This is a genomic window from Microbacterium limosum (assembly GCF_036324365.1).
In the GTDB taxonomy this organism is placed as follows: domain Bacteria; phylum Actinomycetota; class Actinomycetes; order Actinomycetales; family Microbacteriaceae; genus Microbacterium; species Microbacterium limosum.
Genome location: NZ_CP137080.1, coordinates 1,335,241 through 1,353,332 on the forward strand (window position 1 = coordinate 1,335,241; position 18,092 = coordinate 1,353,332).

At 70.9% G+C, this 18,092-nt stretch carries 15 protein-coding genes; all 15 read left to right on the plus strand.

What is annotated here, in order from left to right:
* Positions 1–21 precede the first annotated feature (21 nt).
* Positions 22–1,593, plus strand: coding sequence for a Rieske 2Fe-2S domain-containing protein (locus tag RYJ27_RS06465; RefSeq protein WP_330171891.1), 1,572 nt, complete (start codon positions 22–24; stop codon positions 1,591–1,593).
* 91 nt (positions 1,594–1,684) lie between these two features.
* A complete protein-coding gene (gene pyrR / locus RYJ27_RS06470; RefSeq protein WP_330171892.1) occupies positions 1,685–2,230 on the plus strand; it encodes a bifunctional pyr operon transcriptional regulator/uracil phosphoribosyltransferase PyrR in 546 nt (181 codons plus the stop codon).
* Complete coding sequence (locus RYJ27_RS06475; RefSeq protein WP_330171893.1) at positions 2,227–3,213, plus strand: aspartate carbamoyltransferase catalytic subunit; 987 nt, start codon at positions 2,227–2,229, stop codon at positions 3,211–3,213. Before pyrR ends, RYJ27_RS06475 begins: the two co-directional genes overlap by 4 nt.
* Complete coding sequence (locus RYJ27_RS06480; protein WP_330171894.1) at positions 3,210–4,526, plus strand: dihydroorotase; 1,317 nt, start codon at positions 3,210–3,212, stop codon at positions 4,524–4,526. Before RYJ27_RS06475 ends, RYJ27_RS06480 begins: the two co-directional genes overlap by 4 nt.
* A complete protein-coding gene (locus RYJ27_RS06485) occupies positions 4,523–5,032 on the plus strand; it encodes a PH-like domain-containing protein (RefSeq protein WP_330171895.1) in 510 nt (169 codons plus the stop codon). Before RYJ27_RS06480 ends, RYJ27_RS06485 begins: the two co-directional genes overlap by 4 nt.
* Entirely contained in the window at positions 5,029–6,186 is a 1,158-nt protein-coding gene (gene carA / locus RYJ27_RS06490) for a glutamine-hydrolyzing carbamoyl-phosphate synthase small subunit (protein WP_330171896.1), read from the plus strand. Before RYJ27_RS06485 ends, carA begins: the two co-directional genes overlap by 4 nt.
* Positions 6,186–9,473: a carbamoyl-phosphate synthase large subunit gene (carB, locus tag RYJ27_RS06495; protein ID WP_330171897.1), complete on the plus strand. Its 3,288-nt coding sequence runs from the start codon at positions 6,186–6,188 to the stop codon at positions 9,471–9,473. The genes carA and carB overlap by 1 nt, the downstream gene beginning before the upstream one ends.
* Entirely contained in the window at positions 9,470–10,330 is an 861-nt protein-coding gene (pyrF, locus tag RYJ27_RS06500) for an orotidine-5'-phosphate decarboxylase (RefSeq protein WP_330171898.1), read from the plus strand. Before carB ends, pyrF begins: the two co-directional genes overlap by 4 nt.
* The gene (gene gmk / locus RYJ27_RS06505; RefSeq protein ID WP_330171899.1) at positions 10,323–11,255 is read left to right on the plus strand and encodes a guanylate kinase; all 933 of its coding nucleotides are present in this window, start codon (positions 10,323–10,325) and stop codon (positions 11,253–11,255) included. Before pyrF ends, gmk begins: the two co-directional genes overlap by 8 nt.
* Positions 11,256–11,329: 74 nt before the next feature.
* Positions 11,330–12,175, plus strand: a complete 846-nt coding sequence (locus tag RYJ27_RS06510; protein ID WP_422732871.1) for an ABC transporter ATP-binding protein — start codon at positions 11,330–11,332, stop codon at positions 12,173–12,175.
* Entirely contained in the window at positions 12,172–13,212 is a 1,041-nt protein-coding gene (locus RYJ27_RS06515) for an aliphatic sulfonate ABC transporter substrate-binding protein (RefSeq protein ID WP_330171900.1), read from the plus strand. The genes RYJ27_RS06510 and RYJ27_RS06515 overlap by 4 nt, the downstream gene beginning before the upstream one ends.
* A complete protein-coding gene (locus RYJ27_RS06520; protein ID WP_330171901.1) occupies positions 13,209–14,039 on the plus strand; it encodes an ABC transporter permease in 831 nt (276 codons plus the stop codon). Before RYJ27_RS06515 ends, RYJ27_RS06520 begins: the two co-directional genes overlap by 4 nt.
* A gap of 1 nt (position 14,040) precedes the next feature.
* On the plus strand, positions 14,041–16,074 hold the full coding sequence (acs, locus tag RYJ27_RS06525; protein ID WP_422732872.1) for an acetate--CoA ligase: 2,034 nt from the start codon (positions 14,041–14,043) through the stop codon (positions 16,072–16,074).
* 28 nt (positions 16,075–16,102) lie between these two features.
* Positions 16,103–17,440, plus strand: a complete 1,338-nt coding sequence (locus tag RYJ27_RS06530; RefSeq protein WP_330171902.1) for an O-acetylhomoserine aminocarboxypropyltransferase/cysteine synthase family protein — start codon at positions 16,103–16,105, stop codon at positions 17,438–17,440.
* Complete coding sequence (locus RYJ27_RS06535) at positions 17,437–18,000, plus strand: CoA-binding protein (RefSeq protein WP_330171903.1); 564 nt, start codon at positions 17,437–17,439, stop codon at positions 17,998–18,000. Before RYJ27_RS06530 ends, RYJ27_RS06535 begins: the two co-directional genes overlap by 4 nt.
* Positions 18,001–18,092 lie beyond the last annotated feature (92 nt).

Genomic DNA, 18,092 nt, shown 5'->3' on the forward strand with positions numbered 1-18,092 from the left:
AGACGACCCGACGGGAGCAGCATGAAGATCACGGGACTCGGACATGCCGGAATGTTCATCGAGACGGCGGGAGGATCAATCCTCTGCGACCCGGTGATCGGCCCCAGCTTCTTCGGCTCGTGGTTCCCCTTCCCCGACAACCGCGGACTCGACTGGGAGCGCTTCGGCGCGGCCGACTTCCTGTACATCTCGCACCGCCACCGTGATCATTTCGATCCCGCGCTGCTGCGGCGTTACGTCTCGACCGACATCCGCGTGTTGCTCCCGGACTACCCCACGGACGACCTCGAGACCGATCTGCGGCGCCTGGGGTACGACAACATCGTCTACACGCAGGCCGGGGTGCCCCTGACCTTCGGCGAGATGACCCTGATGGTGACGCCCCTGCGCGCGCCGAGCGACGGCCCGATCGGCGATTCCTCGCTGAGCGTCGACGACGGGACGGCGAGCATTCTGAACCAGAACGATTCGCATCCGCTCGATCTCGACAAGCTGCTGTCGTTCAGCAAGCCCGACGCGTACTTCACGCAGGTCTCTGGAGCCATCTGGTGGCCGATGGTCTACGACCTGCCGCAGGACGCGAAGCAGAACTTCGCGCGTCTCAAGCGCGACGCCCAGAACAAGCGGGCGATGTACTACATCGACAAGGTCGACGCACCTCATGTGTTCCCGATGGCGGGCCCGCCGATGTTCCTCCGCGAGGAGCTGTTCCGCTACAACGGGCTCGGCGAGCAGAACGACTCGATCTTCACCGACCAGCGCGAGTTTCTCGAGCACATGGCGATCGAGCGCCCCGAGCAGAAGGGGCATCTCTTCGTTCCGGGGACGGAGGTCGAGGTGATGAGCGGCGATGTCCGCGTCTCGCAGACCCTCTTCACCGACGAGGAGATCGCCCGCATCTTCGGCGACAAGTGGGCGTATCTCGCCGAGCAGGCCCGCTCGCGTCAGGACGAGATCCGTGCCGAGGAGGCATCGCGCGCCACGGTGATGCCGCCCGAGCAGATGCTCGCCGAGATCAAGGAGTGGTGGGAGCCGCTGCTTCGCAGGGCGCGGACCATCCGGAACGGGGTGGGCGGCAACGTCCGCTTCCGCATCGGCGACCTCGACATGGTCGTGGACTTCCCGAAGGCGAAGGTCCGGCACTACGCCGGCGAGGAGTGCGTGTACTGGTACACCATCCCGGCCGACCTCGTCTCGACGAACATCCGCGACCGAGAGATCGACTGGTCCAACTCGATCTTCCTGTCGATGCAGTTCGAGGTCGGGCGCAGCGGCAAGTTCAACGAGTTCCTCACGACGTTCCTGAAGTGCCTCTCGCGCGACCGCATCGAGTACGTCGAGAACTGGTACGCCGAGCAGTCCGACCAGACGGAGGACGCGAGGCTCGACGAGTGGGTCGTCCAGCGGCGGTGCCCGCACCTGCGCGCCGACCTGACCAAGACGGGCAAGATCGAGGACGGCGTGCTCACCTGCAGCCTGCACGACTGGAAGTGGGACCTCGCCAGCGGGCGCTGCCTCACGACGCAGGGACACCCGATCCGGGCTCGCGCCGTGGCCGACGCCGACCGTGCCGACACGGCCGCCGCGGTCTGATCGGGAGGGGCGTGCCCCGCGGATCCGCTAGAGTGAACCCGCACCTCAGCAACCTTTAACCCCGTCCCGTGAGGCGGAGAAGGGAGCGTCGATGAGCACGAGAACCGTGCTGCACGAGGCCGACATCACCCGGGCCCTGACTCGGATCTCCCACGAGATCCTCGAGTCCAATCGCGGCCCCGACGATCTGATCCTCCTGGGGATCCCCACCCGCGGCGTGACGCTCGCCCACCGCATCGGCGCCCTCGTGTCGCAGTTCTCGGGGGTGGATGTCCCCGTCGGGTCCCTCGACGTGACGATGTACCGCGACGACCTGTCTCAGCACCCCACGCGCGCGCCGCACCCCACCCAGATTCCCGAGGGCGGCGTGGACGGCAAGGTCGTGGTCCTCGTGGACGACGTGCTCTACTCGGGCCGCAGCATCCGGGCCGCCCTCGATGCGCTTCAGGACATCGGGCGTCCGGCGGTCGTGCGTCTGGCGACCCTCGTCGACCGCGGGCATCGAGAGCTGCCCATCCGCCCCGACTTCGTGGGCAAGAACCTGCCGAGCGCCCGCGACGAGCGCGTCAACGTGCGCCTGACCGAGGTCGACGGGGCGGAATCCGTGACGATCGAGGACGGAGGCGCCGTCGAATGAGGCACCTGCTCGACACGGCATCGCTGTCCCGCGAGGACGCCCTCGCGATCCTCGACGTCGCCGAGGACATGTCGGCCACCCAGAGCCGGCAGGTCAAGAAGCTCCCCACGCTTCGCGGCAAGACCGTCGTCAACCTCTTCTTCGAGGACTCCACCCGCACGCGCATCTCGTTCGAGGCGGCGGCCAAGCGGCTGAGCGCCGACGTGATCAACTTCGCCGCCAAGGGATCCAGCGTCTCGAAAGGCGAGAGCCTGCAGGACACGGCCCAGACCCTCCAGGCGATGGGGGCGGATGCCGTCGTCATCCGTCACGGCGCATCCGGCGCCCCGCGCACGCTCGCCACGAGCGGGTGGATCACCGCGGGTGTCGTCAACGCCGGGGACGGCACGCACGAGCACCCCACGCAGGCGCTCCTCGATGCGTTCACGATGCGACGTCGTCGCTACGGCGGCGAGAGCCGCGGCCGGGACCTGTCGGGATACCGCGTCGCGATCGTCGGCGACATCCTGCACTCCCGGGTGGCCCGCTCCAACGTCTGGCTCCTGCACACGCTGGGCGCGGACGTCACGCTCGTGGCCCCGCCCACCCTGGTGCCGCAGGATGTGTCGGGGTGGCCCGTGCGCGTCGTGTACGACCTCGACGAGGCGATCGCGAACCGACCCGACGCCGTCATGATGCTGCGCATCCAGCTCGAGCGCATGCGCGCGGCGTACTTCCCGACCGAGCGCGAGTACGCCCGCCGCTGGGGGCTCGGCAGCGACCGCCTGCGGGCGCTTCCCGCCGATAGCATTGTCATGCACCCCGGGCCCATGAACCGGGGTCTGGAGATCTCCGCCGATGCCGCCGATTCACCCCGTTCGACGGTGCTCGAGCAGGTGTCGAACGGCGTCTCGGTGCGGATGGCCGCGCTCTACCTGCTGCTGGCGGGCGAGCGGGAAGACGATATGCCGGGGCATCCCGCGCGAGCGGAGGAGGAGCGATGAGCCATACGAACACGGGACCCCTCCTGGTCGCGGGGGCTCGGCTGCCCGACGGATCCCGCGCGGACATCCTGATCGAGGACGGGCGCGTGAGCGAGGTGGGCACCGGGCTCAGCCGTGCGGGCTCCCGGCGCATCGACGCCGACGGGCTCGTCGCGCTCCCCGGGCTGGTGGACCTGCACACGCACCTGCGCGAGCCCGGCTACGAGGCCGGCGAGACGATCCTCACGGGGACCCGAGCCGCGGCCGCCGGAGGGTTCACGGCCGTCTTCGCGATGCCGAACACCTCGCCGGTCGCCGACACGGCGGGCGTCGTCGAGCAGGAGCTCGCGCTCGGCGAGGCCGCGGGCTACGCGACCGTTCAGCCGATCGGCGCCGTGACCGTCGGACAGAAGGGCGAGCGGCTCGCCGAGCTGGGCGCCATGGCGGATTCCCGCGCGCGGGTGCGGGTCTTCAGCGACGACGGCTTCTGCGTGCACGATCCGCTCATCATGCGGCGCGCCCTGGAGTATGTGAAGGCCTTCGACGGCGTCATCGCGCAGCACGCGCAGGATCCCCGCCTCACCGAGGGGGCGCAGATGAACGAGGGCGCGGTCTCGGCGGAGCTGGGGCTGGCCGGGTGGCCGGCGGTCGCCGAGGAGTCGATCATTGCGCGCGACGTCCTGCTGGCCGAGCACGTCGGCTCCCGCCTGCACGTGTGCCACCTCTCCACCGCGGGCTCCGTGGACATCATCCGGTGGGCCAAGAAGCGGGGCATCGCGGTCACCGCCGAGGTGACGCCGCATCATCTCCTGCTCACCGACGAACGGGTGCGCGGCTACGACGCTCGGTACAAGGTGAACCCGCCGCTGCGCCGCGCCGAGGACGTGCAGGCGGTGCGCGAGGGGCTCGCGGACGGCACGATCGACATCGTCGCCACCGACCACGCCCCGCACCCCGCCGAGCACAAGAGCTGCGAGTGGCAGGCCGCTGCGAACGGCATGGTGGGTCTGGAGAGCGCCCTGCGCGTCGTGCACTCGGCCATGGTCGAGACCGGCCTGCTCTCGTGGAGCGATGTCGCTCGCGTGATGTCGGAGACCCCCGCCCGCATCGGTCGCCTCGCCGGCCACGGGATGCCGATCGCTGCGGGTCAGCCGGCGGAGATCACCCTCTACGATCCGTCGGTGAGGGGAACCTTCACCGAGGGAGATCTGCGCGGTCGCAGCGAGAACTCGCCCTATCTGGGGACGGAGCTGCCCGGGCGCGTCCGGTGGAGCATCCACCGGGGCCGGCCGACACTGGCCGACGGCGTCATCGTGCCGGAGCCGGCCTCGTGACGCGCGAGGCCGCGGTCGCGATCCTCGTCGCGGTCGCCGTGCTGCTCCTGGGCCTCATGGCGTGGGGATGGTGGCGACGATCCCGGCGCGACCGAGCGCTCTCCGCTCCTACCGACGTTCCCGTCGATGCGGCGGCGACGGCATCCTTCTCGGGGCTGTACGTCGCGACCACGCGGCACGACGCGCCGCTGGACCGCCTCGCCATCCGTCACCTGGCCTACCGTGGTCGCGTACGGGTGGACGTGACCGCCACCGGCGTGATCCTGCGGATCGCGGGCGAGCCCGACGTCTTCCTCGGGGCGCCGCTGCTCCTCGAGGTGGGCCGCGCCACCTGGACCATCGACCGCGTCGTCGAGCGCGACGGCCTGGTCTACCTGGCCTGGCGCGTCGACGACACGACCGTCGCCGACAGCTACCTGCGCCTGCAGGGAACCGATTCCGATGCCCTCGTCGCCGCCGTGCAGGAGATCCTGCCGGCGCCCACAACGACTGGACCCGACGCATGACCCGTTTCACCACAGACCCCGCCGTCCTCGTCCTCGAGGACGGCACCCGCTACGCCGGACACGCCTACGGCGCCCGCGGCACGACCCTCGGCGAGGTCGTCTTCGCCACCGGCATGACCGGATACCAGGAGACCCTGACCGATCCCTCGTACGCGGGGCAGATCGTGCTGCAGACCGCGCCGCACATCGGCAACACCGGCATGAACGCCGAGGACCGGGAGTCCCGCCGGATCTGGGTCGCTGGCTACATCGTGCGCGACCCCTCGCGCGTGGTGTCCAACTGGCGCGCCGAGGAATCGCTCGACGATGCGCTCGAGACCGACGGCATCGTCGGCATCAGCGGCATCGACACGCGCGCCGTGACGCGTCACATCCGCTCGGCGGGCAGCATGCGCGGCGCGATCTTCTCCGGAGATGCCGCGGGCATCGACCCGGACGAGCAGGTGCGCCTCGTCCGCGAGGCGCCCGCGATGGCGGGTCGCAGCCTGTCGGCCGAGGTGTCGGTCGCCGCCGCCGAGGTGACCCCCGCGCGGGGCGAGCGGATCGGCGCCCTCGCCGTCCTCGACCTCGGCGTCAAGCAGGCGACGGTCGACAACCTCGCGAACCGCGGCTTCGAGGTGCACGTCCTGCCTCAGGACGTCACGATCGAGCAGCTGCGCGCGATCGACCCCGTGGCGGTGTTCTACTCCAACGGCCCGGGCGACCCCGCCGCCTCCGCCGACCACGTCGACCTGCTGCGCGCGGTGCTCGATGACCGGCTGCCGTTCTTCGGCATCTGCTTCGGCAACCAGCTGCTCGGCCGCGCCCTCGGCCTCGGCACGTACAAGCTGCCCTTCGGTCACCGCGGGATCAACCAGCCGGTGCTCGATCGGCAGACCGGACGCGTGGAGATCACGGCGCACAATCACGGTTTCGCCGTCGAGGCCCCCCTCGAAGGCCCCTTCGACAGCCCCCACGGCTACGGACGCGTCGAGGTGAGCCACGTCGGACTCAACGACCAGACCGTCGAGGGCCTCCGCGCCCTGGACCTGCCGGCGTTCAGCGTGCAGTACCACCCCGAGGCGGCCGCCGGCCCGCACGATGCGAACTACCTCTTCGACCGGTTCCGCGACATGGTCGTGGCCCACCTCGACAGCAAGAAGGACTCCCAGTAATGCCCAAGCGCGACGACATCAAGAGCGTCCTCGTCATCGGCTCCGGCCCGATCGTCATCGGCCAGGCCTGCGAATTCGACTACTCGGGGACCCAGGCCTGCCGCGTTCTGCGTGAGGAAGGCGTCCGCGTCATCCTCGTCAACTCGAACCCGGCGACGATCATGACCGACCCGGACTTCGCGGATGCGACGTACATCGAGCCGATCACCCCCGCCGTCATCGAGACGATCATCGCCAAGGAGCGACCCGACGCGATCCTGCCGACGCTTGGCGGGCAGACGGCCCTCAACGCCGCGATGGCGCTCGACGCGGCCGGGATCCTGGAGAAGTACGACGTCGAGCTGATCGGCGCGAAGGTCGAAGCCATCAACAAGGGCGAGGATCGGCAGATCTTCAAGCAGCTCGTCATCGACGCGGGTGCGGATGTCGCGGCGAGCCGCATCTGCCGCTCGATGGACGAGGTGCTGGCCGGCGCGGACGAGCTCGGATACCCCCTCGTGGTGCGCCCGAGCTTCACGATGGGCGGTCTCGGCTCGGGCTTCGCGTACGACGAGAAGGACCTGCGCCGCATCGCGGGCGCGGGACTGCACGACTCGCCCACCCACGAGGTGCTGCTCGAGGAGTCGATCCTGGGATGGAAGGAGTACGAGCTCGAGCTCATGCGCGACATGGCCGACAACACGGTCGTCGTCTGCTCGATCGAGAACGTCGATCCCGTCGGCGTGCACACGGGCGACTCGATCACGGTCGCCCCGGCCCTCACGCTCACCGACCGTGAGTACCAGAAGCTCCGCGATATCGGCATCGACATCATCCGCGCCGTCGGTGTGGACACCGGCGGCTGCAACATCCAGTTCGCGGTGGACCCGGCCTCGGGACGCATCATCGTGATCGAGATGAACCCCCGCGTCTCGCGCTCGTCGGCCCTGGCGTCGAAGGCCACGGGGTTCCCGATCGCCAAGATCGCCGCCAAGCTCGCGATCGGGTACCGCCTCGACGAGATCCCGAACGACATCACCAAGGTGACGCCGGCCAGCTTCGAGCCCACGCTCGACTACGTCGTGGTCAAGGTTCCCCGCTTCGCGTTCGAGAAGTTCCCGGCCGCCGACACGACGCTGACGACCACCATGAAGTCGGTCGGCGAGGCCATGGCGATCGGCCGCAACTACGCCACGGCTCTTCAGAAGGCGCTGCGTTCGCTCGAGAAGCGCGGGTCGAGCTTCCACTGGGGCGAGGAGCCCCGCTCGGTGGAGGAGCTGCTCGAGGTCTCCAAGACGCCCACGGATGGGCGGATCGTCGTGCTGCAGCAGGCGATGCGCAAGGGCGCGAGCATCGAGCAGGCGTTCGAGGCGACGGCGATCGACCCGTGGTTCCTCGACCAGATCGCGCTCATCAACGAGGTCGCCGAGCACGTGCGCACCGCCCCGGAGCTCGACGCCGCGACGCTTCGGCTGGCGAAGGAGCACGGCTTCTCGGACGCCCAGCTCGCGCAGCTGCGGGGGATGAGCGAGGAGCGGGTGCGCGAGCGGCGCTATGCCGCCGGCATCCGCCCCGTCTACAAGACGGTCGACACCTGCGCGGGGGAGTTCCCGGCGCTCACGCCCTACCACTACTCCAGCTACGACAGCGAGACCGAGGTCACCCCGTCGGAGCGCACGAAGGTCGTCATCATCGGGTCCGGGCCGAACCGCATCGGGCAGGGCGTCGAGTTCGACTACTCGTGCGTCCACGCGTCGTTCGCCCTCGCCGACGCGGGATACGAGACCGTCATGGTCAACTGCAACCCGGAGACCGTCTCGACGGACTACGACACCTCCGACCGCCTGTACTTCGAGCCGCTCACGCTCGAGGACGTGCTCGAGGTGCTGCACGCCGAGGCGGCGTCGGGCGAGATCCTCGGGGTCGTCTGCCAGCTGGGCGGCCAGACGCCGCTGGGCCTTGCCAAGGGCATCCAGGATGCCGGATACCGCATCCTCGGCACGAGCCCCGAGGCGATCGACCTGGCCGAGGAGCGCGAGCTGTTCTCGCGCCTGCTCGACCGCGCGGGTCTCGTCGCGCCCCGCAACGGAACGGCCACCGACGTCGAGGGCGCCGTTCGCATCGCCGAGGACATCGGCTACCCCGTCCTCGTCCGCCCCAGCTTCGTGCTGGGCGGCCGCGGGATGGAGATCGTCTACGACACCCCCAGCATCCGGGACTACTTCGTGCGGATCGCCGATCAGGCGATTATCGGGCCCGGACAGCCGTTGCTGGTGGACCGTTTCCTGGACGACGCGATCGAGATCGACGTCGATGCCCTCTACGACGGCTCCGAGCTGTACATCGGGGGCGTCATGGAGCACATCGAGGAGGCGGGCATCCACTCGGGTGACTCGAGCTGCACGCTTCCGCCCATCTCGCTCGGCCGCACCGAGATCGACCGCGTCCGCGAGGCGACGCTGGCGATCGCCGAGGGAGTCGGCGTGCGGGGCCTTCTGAACGTGCAGTTCGCCATCAGCGCGGGCGTGCTGTACGTCATCGAGGCCAACCCCCGCGCCAGCCGCACGGTGCCGTTCGTCTCGAAGGCGCTCGGCATCCCGCTCGCCAAGGCCGCGTCGCGCATCATGGCCGGCACGCGCATCGCCGAGTTGAAGGACGAGGGGCTGCTGCCCGCCGTCGACGGCTCGCGCGTGCCGCTGGACTCCCCGGTGTCGGTGAAGGAGGCCGTCCTGCCCTTCAAGCGCTTCCGCACGAAGGAGGGCCACATCGTCGACTCCGTGCTGGGCCCCGAGATGCGCTCGACGGGCGAGGTCATGGGGATAGACCGCGACTTCCCGACGGCGTTCGCCAAGAGCCAGGAGGCGGCGTACGGCGGCATGCCGACGTCGGGGACCGTGTTCATCTCGGTGGCCGACAGCGACAAGCGCGCCGTCATCCTGCCCGCCCACCGCCTGCGGCAGCTGGGCTTCGATCTGGTGGCGACGGAGGGCACGGCGGAGATCCTCGCCCGCAACGGCATCGACGTGCGCATCGTGGCCAAGTACAGCGAGACGGCCGGCTCGTCCGAGCCGAACATCGTCGACCTGATCAACGCGGGCGAGATCGACATCGTCGTGAACACCCCCTCGGGGCGGTCGGCGCGTGCCGACGGCTACGAGATCCGCGCCGCCGCGGTCGCCGCCGACAAGGCACTCTTCACCACGATCGCGGTGCTCGGCGCCGCCGTCAGCGCGATGGACGCGATCGGCGACGGGTTCAACGTGAGGAGCCTGCAGGAGTACGCCGCGGACCGGGCCGCACGAGCGTGAGCGCACCCACCTTCGGGGACCGGGTGCGCGGGGCGATCGCGGCGCACGGGCACCTGTGCGTCGGGATCGACCCGCACCTGCACCTGCTCGAGGCATGGGGCCTGCCCGTGAGCGCCGACGGCGTGCGGCGGTTCGGCGAGCGCGTCGTGGATGCCGCGGCCGGGCGGGCGGGGATCGTCAAGCCCCAGGTGTCCTTCTTCGAACGATTCGGGTCCGCCGGCTTCGCCGCCCTGGAGGCGGTGCTGTCGGCGGCACGGGAGCGGGGGCTGATCACGATCGCGGACGCCAAGCGCGGCGACATCGGCACGACGATGGACGCGTATGCGGCCGCGTGGCTGCTCCCGGGATCGCCGCTCGAGGCGGATGCGCTCACCGTCTCCCCGTACCTGGGGGCGGGAGCGCTCGAGGGCACCCTGGCGCTGGCCGCGGCCCACGGCAAGGGTGTCTTCGTGCTGGCCGCGACGAGCAATCCGGAGGGCGCCGCGGTGCAGGGCGCGGCGGTCTCCGGCCGTGATGGCGTGCGCGACACCGTCGCCGGCAGGATCGTGCGGGAGGTCACGGCGTTCAACGCGGCGCACACCCCGGCCGGGTCCTGGGCCGGAGCGGGATTCGTCGTCGGTGCAACCGTGGACAGGCGCGCCGCCGGGCTTCCCGATACGATCGACCCCGTCGCCCCGATCCTCGCACCCGGGTTCGGCCACCAGGGCGCCCGTCCGGAAGACCTCGAAGAGATCTTCGGGCCGTTGTCCCCGGCCGTCCTCGCGAGCGAGAGCAGAAGCATCCTCTCGGCCGGTCCGAAGGCACTGGAGGCAGCCATCGAGGCGACACGAGCACGCACGGGAGGCGCACGTGGCTGAGACGGTTGAGCCGAAGACGGGTTCGTCGCGCCCGCCCGAGGTCGATCGGGCCGCCGCCTCGCGCAAGGCGGTCGCCGCTCGCCGGGAGCGCGCCGCGCTCAAGCGGGACGTGGCGACCCGCGTCATCAGCCCCCAGGAGATGCTGCGGCGCGCGTGGCGCGACGCGGATTCGGCCGCGGCCGCGATGCGCGTGCCCGACTTCCTCACGTGCATCCCGGCGATCGGCGAGGGCAAGCGCGACCGGATCCTCGCCGACCTGCGCATCTCGCCGGTCAAACGGCTCGGAGGGCTGGGAGCGCGCCAGCGGGTGGACCTGCAGACGTTCCTCGACGACCGATTCCCCGAGCCCGCGGCGCGGCCCGGGCGCAGTCGCCTCGTCGTCCTCGCGGGGCCGACCGCCGTGGGCAAGGGCACGGTCGCCGCGCACATCCAGCAGCACCATCCCGAGATGCTCCTCTCCGTCTCCGCCACGACCCGGCCGCCGCGGCCGGGCGAGGAGCACGGCGTGCACTACTTCTTCGTCGACGACGCCGAGTTCGATCGGATGATCGCCGCCGGCGAGCTGCTCGAGCACGCGACGGTGCACAACCGTTTCCGCTACGGAACGCCCCGGGAGCCGATCGCGCGCGCGCTCGAGGAGGGCCGGAGCGTGCTGCTGGAGATCGACCTGCAGGGAGCGCGCCAGGTGCGGGCGGCCGATCCGTCGGCCATGCTCGTGTTCCTCCTCCCGCCCAGCTGGGACGAGCTGGTCACGCGGCTCATCGGCCGAGGCACGGAGGGGCCCGAGGAGCGAGCCCGCCGCCTGCGGACCGCGAAGCGCGAGCTCGCGGCGCAGAGCGAGTTCGACCACCGGGTCGTGAACGCGGATGTCGCGACGGCCGCTCGCGAGGTCGTCGCCCTCGTGCAGGCTCCCTCCACACCCTGACTAGGGGCCGCGCCTGGGTTTCGTAAAGTTACACACGAATTCGGGTTCGCGGCGCCGTCCGGAACGATGAGTCTGTGTCCGCAACCGTCATCGACAGCCGCCCGTCGCTCCGCGCTGCTCCCGCGCGACGTGACGGAGTGCTGCTGGATGCCGTCTCCCGCACGTTCGGCACGGCACAGGGCGCACGCGATGTGCTCCGCGGTGTCGACCTCGAGGTGCCCGCGGGCGAGATCCTCGCCGTCGTCGGGCCCTCGGGCTGCGGCAAGTCCACGCTGCTGCGACTGCTCGGCGGTCTCGACGTCCCCACGACCGGGACGATCCGCGTCTCCGGCGAGCCGGTGGCGGACACCGACGCCCGTACCGCCGTCGCCTTCCAGGAGCCGCGCCTCCTGCCGTGGCGCACGCTCGCGCAGAACATCGAGCTCGGCCTGCCGCGCGGTGCCCGGTCCGGCCGTTCCCGCGTCGCGGAGCTTCTCGACCTGGTCGGTCTGTCCCACGCCGCCGATCAGAAGCCGCGTGAGGTCTCCGGCGGCATGGCGCAGCGCGCCTCGCTCGCCCGAGCCCTCGCGCGCAATCCGGAGGTGCTGCTGCTCGACGAGCCGTTCGGCGCCCTGGACGCCCTGACGCGGCTGCGCATGCAGGATCTGCTGCTGGATGTCCACTCCGCGCAGCCGACGACCGTCATCCTCGTCACGCATGACGTCGAGGAGGCCCTCTTCCTGGCCGATCGGGTGCTCCTGCTGCGCTCGATCGGGGACGACACGGCGGAGGGCTCGATCGCGCGCACGATCGCCGTCCCCGGGCACCGCCCGCGCGACCGCGCCGACCGTGCCTTCACAGAGTTGCGCGCCGAGCTCCTGCAAGGGCTCGGCGTCGACACCCATCACCACACCCACGACAGCTCCGAGGAGACCCGATGAGCGCCATCATCCGCCGCACCGTACCTACGATCGCGATCGCGGGTGCGATGATGCTGATGGCGACGGGCTGCGTCGCGGGGGAGAACGCCACGGCATCCGACTCCGGTGCCGCCGACGGGGCCCAGGAGTGGTCCACCGACACCCTGTCGATCGACTTCGCCACGTACAACCCGCTGAGCCTCATCATCAAGGAGCAGGGCCTTCTGGAGGAGGCACTCGGCGAGGGCGTCACCGTCGAGTGGGTGCAGTCGGCCGGATCCAACAAGGCCAACGAGTTCCTCCGCGCCGGATCGATCGACGTCGGCTCCACCGCCGGCTCGGCGGCGCTGCTCGCTCGCGCGAACGGTTCGCCCATCCAGGTCATCGACATCTACTCGCAGCCGGAGTGGGCGGCGATCGTCGTTCCGGAGGGCAGCGACATCACATCGGTCGCCGACCTGGCCGGCAAGTCCGTCGCCGCCACCGCGGGCACCGACCCTTACTTCTTCCTGCTGCAGGCGCTCGAGACCGAGGGTCTGTCGGTCGATGACATCCAGGTGCAGAATCTGCAGCACGCCGACGGCCGGGCGGCCCTCGACGCCGGTTCGGTGGATGCGTGGTCGGGCCTCGACCCGATCATGGCGGCCGCCGAGGTCGAGTCGGGCGCGCAGCTGATCTACCGGAACGTCGACTTCAACTCCTACGGGTTCCTCAACGCGACCGAGGAGTTCATCACCGAGCACGCCGATGTCGCGCAGGTCGTCGTCGACGCCTACGAGGACGCCCGTGCCTGGGCGCTGGAGAACCCGGAGGAGACCGCGGCCCTGCTCGCCGAGGTCGCGGGCATCGACATCGAGGTGGCGAACACCGTCATCCAGGAGCGTTCCAACCTCGACGTGAGCGGCGTCCCCGGTGAGGCGCAGCTGGATGTGCTCCGCGTCATCGCGCCGGTGCTCGTCGCCTCCGACGCCGTCCAGGGCGGTCAGGCGGAGATCGATCGTGCGCTCGACACCATCGTGAACGCGACGTTCGCCGAGAAGGCGACAGAGGGCCGATGACCTCCGCCCCCACCCGCACGAGCACGAGCCCGGACGCCCCCGCGCGTCCGGGCTCGGCGCCGCGTCCGTTCTGGGAACGACGCGCCGTCAGGGTCGTCGGCGGACTCGTCCTGCCCCTGGCGATCCTCGGCGTCTGGCAGGTCGTCACGACGTCCGGACTCGTGCCGCCCTACCGACTGCCCCCGCCTGCCACCGTCCTCCAGGCGGCCGTCCAGCTCGCGGACAGCGGCGACCTCTGGATCCACATCGCGATCTCGGTGCAGCGCGTGCTGCTCGGCTTCGCGATCGGCTCGGTCGTCGGGCTCGCGGGTGCGGCCATCGTCGGGCTGACGAAGTCGGGCGACATCCTCCTCAGCCCGATCCTCGCGGCGTTCCGTGCGATCCCGTCGCTCGCGCTCGTGCCGCTGCTGCTGCTCTGGATGGGGATCGGCGAGGACTCGAAGGTCGCCCTCATCGCGATCGGGGCTTTCTTCCCCGTCTTCACGACTGTGAGCCTGGCGCTGCGCCAGGTCGATCCCCACTCGGTGGAGATGGCCCGCTCGTTCAGCCTGCGCGGGTTCTCCCTGTTCCGCACGGTGCAGCTGCCCTCCGTCGTGCCCGCCATCATGTCGGGGCTGCGGCTCGCGCTGGCGCAGTCCTGGCTCTTCCTCGTCGCCGCCGAGCTGATCGCGGCCTCCATGGGACTCGGCTGGCTCCTGACGGACTCGCAGTCCACGGGACGGGTGGACCGCATCCTTCTCGCGATCGTGCTGCTGGCGCTTCTCGGGACGCTGACCAACGGCATCCTGAGCGTCGTCCAGAAGTACCTGCTGCGCCGGTGGATCTGACGTGAGCGATGCCGTCACGGGGAGCGCGGCTCCCACGGAGGAAGCACGCCTGGTCGAGACGCGTGCCTACCCGCCTTCCGAGGGCTTCGCGGCGCAGGCGAACGTGGGCGCCGACGCGTACGCCGACGCCGCGGCCGACCCGATCGCCTTCTGGGAGGACGCTGCCCGCCGGCTCGACTGGGCGACGCCGTGGGATGCCCCGCACGAGTGGGAGCCGCCCGTGCGCGGCGACGACGGCGAGCTGTCCGTGCCCGCCGCACGCTGGTTCGTCGGCGGGCGCCTGAACGTCGCCTACAACTGCGTCGACCGGCACGTGGAGGCGGGGCGAGGGCAGAAGGTGGCGCTCCATTTCGAGGGCGAGCCGGGCGACCGGACGAGCGTGACCTACGCGGACCTGCAGCGCCGCGTCGCGCGGGCCGCGAACGGGTTGATCGCCCTCGGCATCCAGCCCGGCGACCGCGTCGTGGTCTACCTGCCGGTGCTCGTCGAGACCGTCGTCATCGCGCTGGCCTGCGCGCGCATCGGCGCCGTGCACTCGCTCGTCTTCGGGGGATTCTCCGCCGAGGCGCTGCGGTTCCGCGTCGAGGACACCGGCGCGAAGCTGCTGGTGACCACCGACGGCCAGTACCGCCGCGGTGCCGCCGTGGAGGTCAAGTCCGCCGCCGACGAGGCGGTCGAGGGGCTCGCTCACGTCGAGCACGTCCTCGTGGTGCGCCGCACCGGCCAGGACGTGCCCTGGCGGGGCGGGCGCGACGTGTGGTGGCACGACGTCGTAGACACGGCATCCGACGTGCACGAGCCGCAGGCCTTCGACGCCGAGCATCCCCTGTTCATCATCTACACCTCGGGCACGACCGGCAGGCCGAAGGGGCTCGTCCACACCGGTGGCGGGTACCTCGCCCATGCGAGCTGGGCCCACTGGGCGCACTTCGACGCCAAGCCGGACGACGTCCACTGGTGCACCGCCGACCTGGCGTGGGTCACGGCGCACACCTACGAGATCTACGGCCCGCTCTCCAACGGCCTGACGCAGGTCATCTACGAGGGCACCCCCGACACCCCGCACCGGGAGCGGCACCTCGAGATCATCGAGCGCTACGGCGTGACCGTGTACTACACGGCGCCGACCCTCATCCGCACCTTCATGACGTGGTTCGGCGACACCCTGCCGGCCGGCCACGACCTCTCGTCGCTGCGCCTTCTCGGCACGGTCGGCGAGGCGATCAACCCCGCCGCGTGGGTCTGGTTCCGGGATGCGTTCGGGCGTGGCGAGCTGCCCGTCGTGGACACCTGGTGGCAGTCCGAGACCGGTGCGGCGATGATCGCGCCGCTGCCCGGCGCGACGACCCTGAAGCCGGGCTCCGCCTCCGTGCCGCTCCCCGGCATCGACGCGGCCGTCGTCGACGAAGAGGGGCGGGAGGTCGCGCCGGGACGCTCGGGGACCCTCGTCGTGCGGCGGCCCTGGCCCGGGATGGCGCGCACCGTGTGGGGCGACCCGCGGCGGTATCGCGACTCGTACTGGGCCCAGTACGCCGGGCGCGGCGAGCACGGCGGCTTCTACGTCGCCGGCGATGGCGCGACGGTGGATGCCGACGGCTACGTCTGGATCCTCGGCCGACTCGACGACGTGCTGAACGTGTCGGGACACCGGATGTCGACGATCGAGATCGAATCCGCCCTCGTGGCGCATCCGTCGGTGGGGGAGGCCGGGGTGGCGGCGGTCGACGACCCCGTCACGGGTCACGCCGTGGCCGCCTTCGTGGTGGCCTCCGGCGCGGGCGACGTCGCTCCCGACGCGCTGCGCGCGCACGTCGCGCACGAGATCGGACCGATCGCGAAGCCCCGGCACCTCGTCGTCGTGCCCGAGCTGCCGAAGACCCGTTCGGGAAAGATCCTGCGCCGACTCCTCGCACAATTGTGGGAGGCTGAACGGGATCGCCGCGCCGGTCGCGACCCGCACCCTCTGGGCGACACCACCTCCCTCCAGAACCCCTGGGCGGTCGAGCAGATCGCCGCCGTCCTCGCCGACGCCTGAGCGACGCGCACCCCATCAGAGAGAAGACATGAGCGAAGACCACCGGTTCGGGTTCCGCACCCGCGCCCTGCACGCGGGCGGCACGCCCGACGCCGCCACGGGTGCCCGCGCGGTGCCGATCTATCAGACCTCGTCGTTCGTCTTCGACGACGCCGCGGATGCCGCGAACCTCTTCGCGCTGCAGAAGTACGGCAACATCTACTCGCGCATCGGCAATCCCACCGTCGCCGCGCTCGAGGAGCGTCTGGCCTCGCTCGAGGGCGGCATCGGAGCCGTCGCGACGGCATCCGGGATGAGCGCGGAGTTCATCACGTTCGCGGCCCTCACGGGCGCGGGCGACCACGTCGTGGCCTCGGCGCAGCTCTACGGCGGCACGGTGACGCAGCTGGACGTGACGCTGCGGCGCTTCGGCGTCGACACGACGTTCGTCGCATCGAGCGACCCGGCCGACTACGCCGCCGCGATCCGGCCGGAGACGAAGGTGCTCTACGTCGAGACGATCGGCAACCCCTCCGGCGAGATCGCCGATATCGAGGGGCTCGCCGAGGTGGCACACGCCGCCGGCATCCCGCTCGTGGTGGACTCGACGCTCGCGACGCCCTACCTGGCGCGTCCGCTCGAGCACGGCGCCGACATCGTCATCCACTCGGTGACGAAGTTCCTCGGCGGTCACGGGACGACCCTCGGCGGCGTCGTGGTGGAGAAGGGCACGTTCGACTGGGGCAACGGCAGGTTCCCCCAGATGACCGAGCCCGTCGCGTCGTACGGCGGCATCAGCTGGTGGGACAACTTCGGCGAGTACGGGTTCCTCACCAAGCTGCGCTCCGAGCAGCTGCGCGACATCGGGCCCGCCCTGGCCCCCCACTCCGCCTTCCTGCTGCTGCAGGGCGTGGAGACCCTTCCGCAGCGGATCGACGCGCACCTCGCGAACGCCCGCATCGTCGCCGAATGGCTGGACTCGGACCCCCGCGTCTCGTTCGTCACGTGGGCGGGCCTGCCCGCACACCCGCACCGCGCCCGCGCCGAGAAGTACCTGCCGCTCGGTCCCGGCTCCGTCTTCGCGTTCGGGGTGCGCCCGACGGGCGACTTCGACGCCGAGGAGCAGAGGCTCGCGGCCGCCCGGCGCACCGGCGAGGCGCTCATCGACTCGCTCCGCCTCGCCTCGCACCTCGCGAACATCGGGGACGCCCGCACCCTCGTCATCCACCCGGCCTCGACGACGCACCAGCAGCTGAGTGCGGCGCAGCTCGTGACCGCGGGGGTGCCGGCGGATCTCATCCGCATCTCGGTGGGCCTCGAGGACGCCGAGGACATCCTGTGGGACCTCGACCAGGCTCTCACCGCAGCGACAGGAGTGACGCGTTGAGCGCATCGTGCGAACTTCCCCCGCAGCCCGTCGTCGCGTGCGCCCTTCCGGGCGCGGCGGCCCCGGCTTCGTCGGAGCGGACCTGGCGGGCGCCCGGCGCCCAGGAGCGGTACGAGATCCTCCGGCGCGCGAAGTCCGTCGCGATCGTCGGCGCCTCCGAGAACGCCGCGCGCGCGAGCTTCTTCGTCGCGACGTACCTGCTCGGCTCGTCGCCGTACGACGTCTACTTCGTCAATCCGCGGGCGAAGAGCATCCTCGGCCGGCCCGTCTACGCGTCGCTCGCGGACCTCCCCGTCGTGCCCGACATCGTCGACGTCTTCCGTCGGCACGACGACCTGCCCGGGGTCGCCCGCGAGGCCGTCGATGCGGGCGCGAGCGCCCTCTGGCTGCAGCTCGGCTCCTGGAACGAGGATGCCGCGGCCGTCGCCGAAGAGGCGGGGCTCGCGGTCGTCATGGACCGGTGCATCAAGATCGAGCACGCGCGCTTCCACGGGGGTCTGCACCTCGCGGGGTTCGACACCGGCGTCATCAGCTCCCGGCGCCAGTTGCTGTCGCGCTGAGGAGCGTCGAGCGGCGGGTCCCGTGCCGCGTCGCGTAGACTGGTCGGATGCCGTGAGGGGCGCGCTTCGCGCCGCCGGGCACCCGAGATTTC

Excerpts from the sequence above, each read along its gene's own strand:
- RYJ27_RS06465 (WP_330171891.1), top strand. The coding sequence starts at position 22 with ATGAAGATCACGGGACTCGGACATGCCGGAATGTTCATCGAGACGGCG.
- pyrR (WP_330171892.1), top strand. The coding sequence starts at position 1,685 with ATGAGCACGAGAACCGTGCTGCACGAGGCCGACATCACCCGGGCCCTG.
- RYJ27_RS06475 (WP_330171893.1), top strand. The coding sequence starts at position 2,227 with ATGAGGCACCTGCTCGACACGGCATCGCTGTCCCGCGAGGACGCCCTC.
- RYJ27_RS06480 (WP_330171894.1), top strand. The coding sequence starts at position 3,210 with ATGAGCCATACGAACACGGGACCCCTCCTGGTCGCGGGGGCTCGGCTG.
- carA (WP_330171896.1), top strand. The coding sequence starts at position 5,029 with ATGACCCGTTTCACCACAGACCCCGCCGTCCTCGTCCTCGAGGACGGC.
- carB (WP_330171897.1), top strand. The coding sequence starts at position 6,186 with ATGCCCAAGCGCGACGACATCAAGAGCGTCCTCGTCATCGGCTCCGGC.
- RYJ27_RS06515 (WP_330171900.1), top strand. The coding sequence starts at position 12,172 with ATGAGCGCCATCATCCGCCGCACCGTACCTACGATCGCGATCGCGGGT.
- RYJ27_RS06520 (WP_330171901.1), top strand. The coding sequence starts at position 13,209 with ATGACCTCCGCCCCCACCCGCACGAGCACGAGCCCGGACGCCCCCGCG.
- RYJ27_RS06530 (WP_330171902.1), top strand. The coding sequence starts at position 16,103 with ATGAGCGAAGACCACCGGTTCGGGTTCCGCACCCGCGCCCTGCACGCG.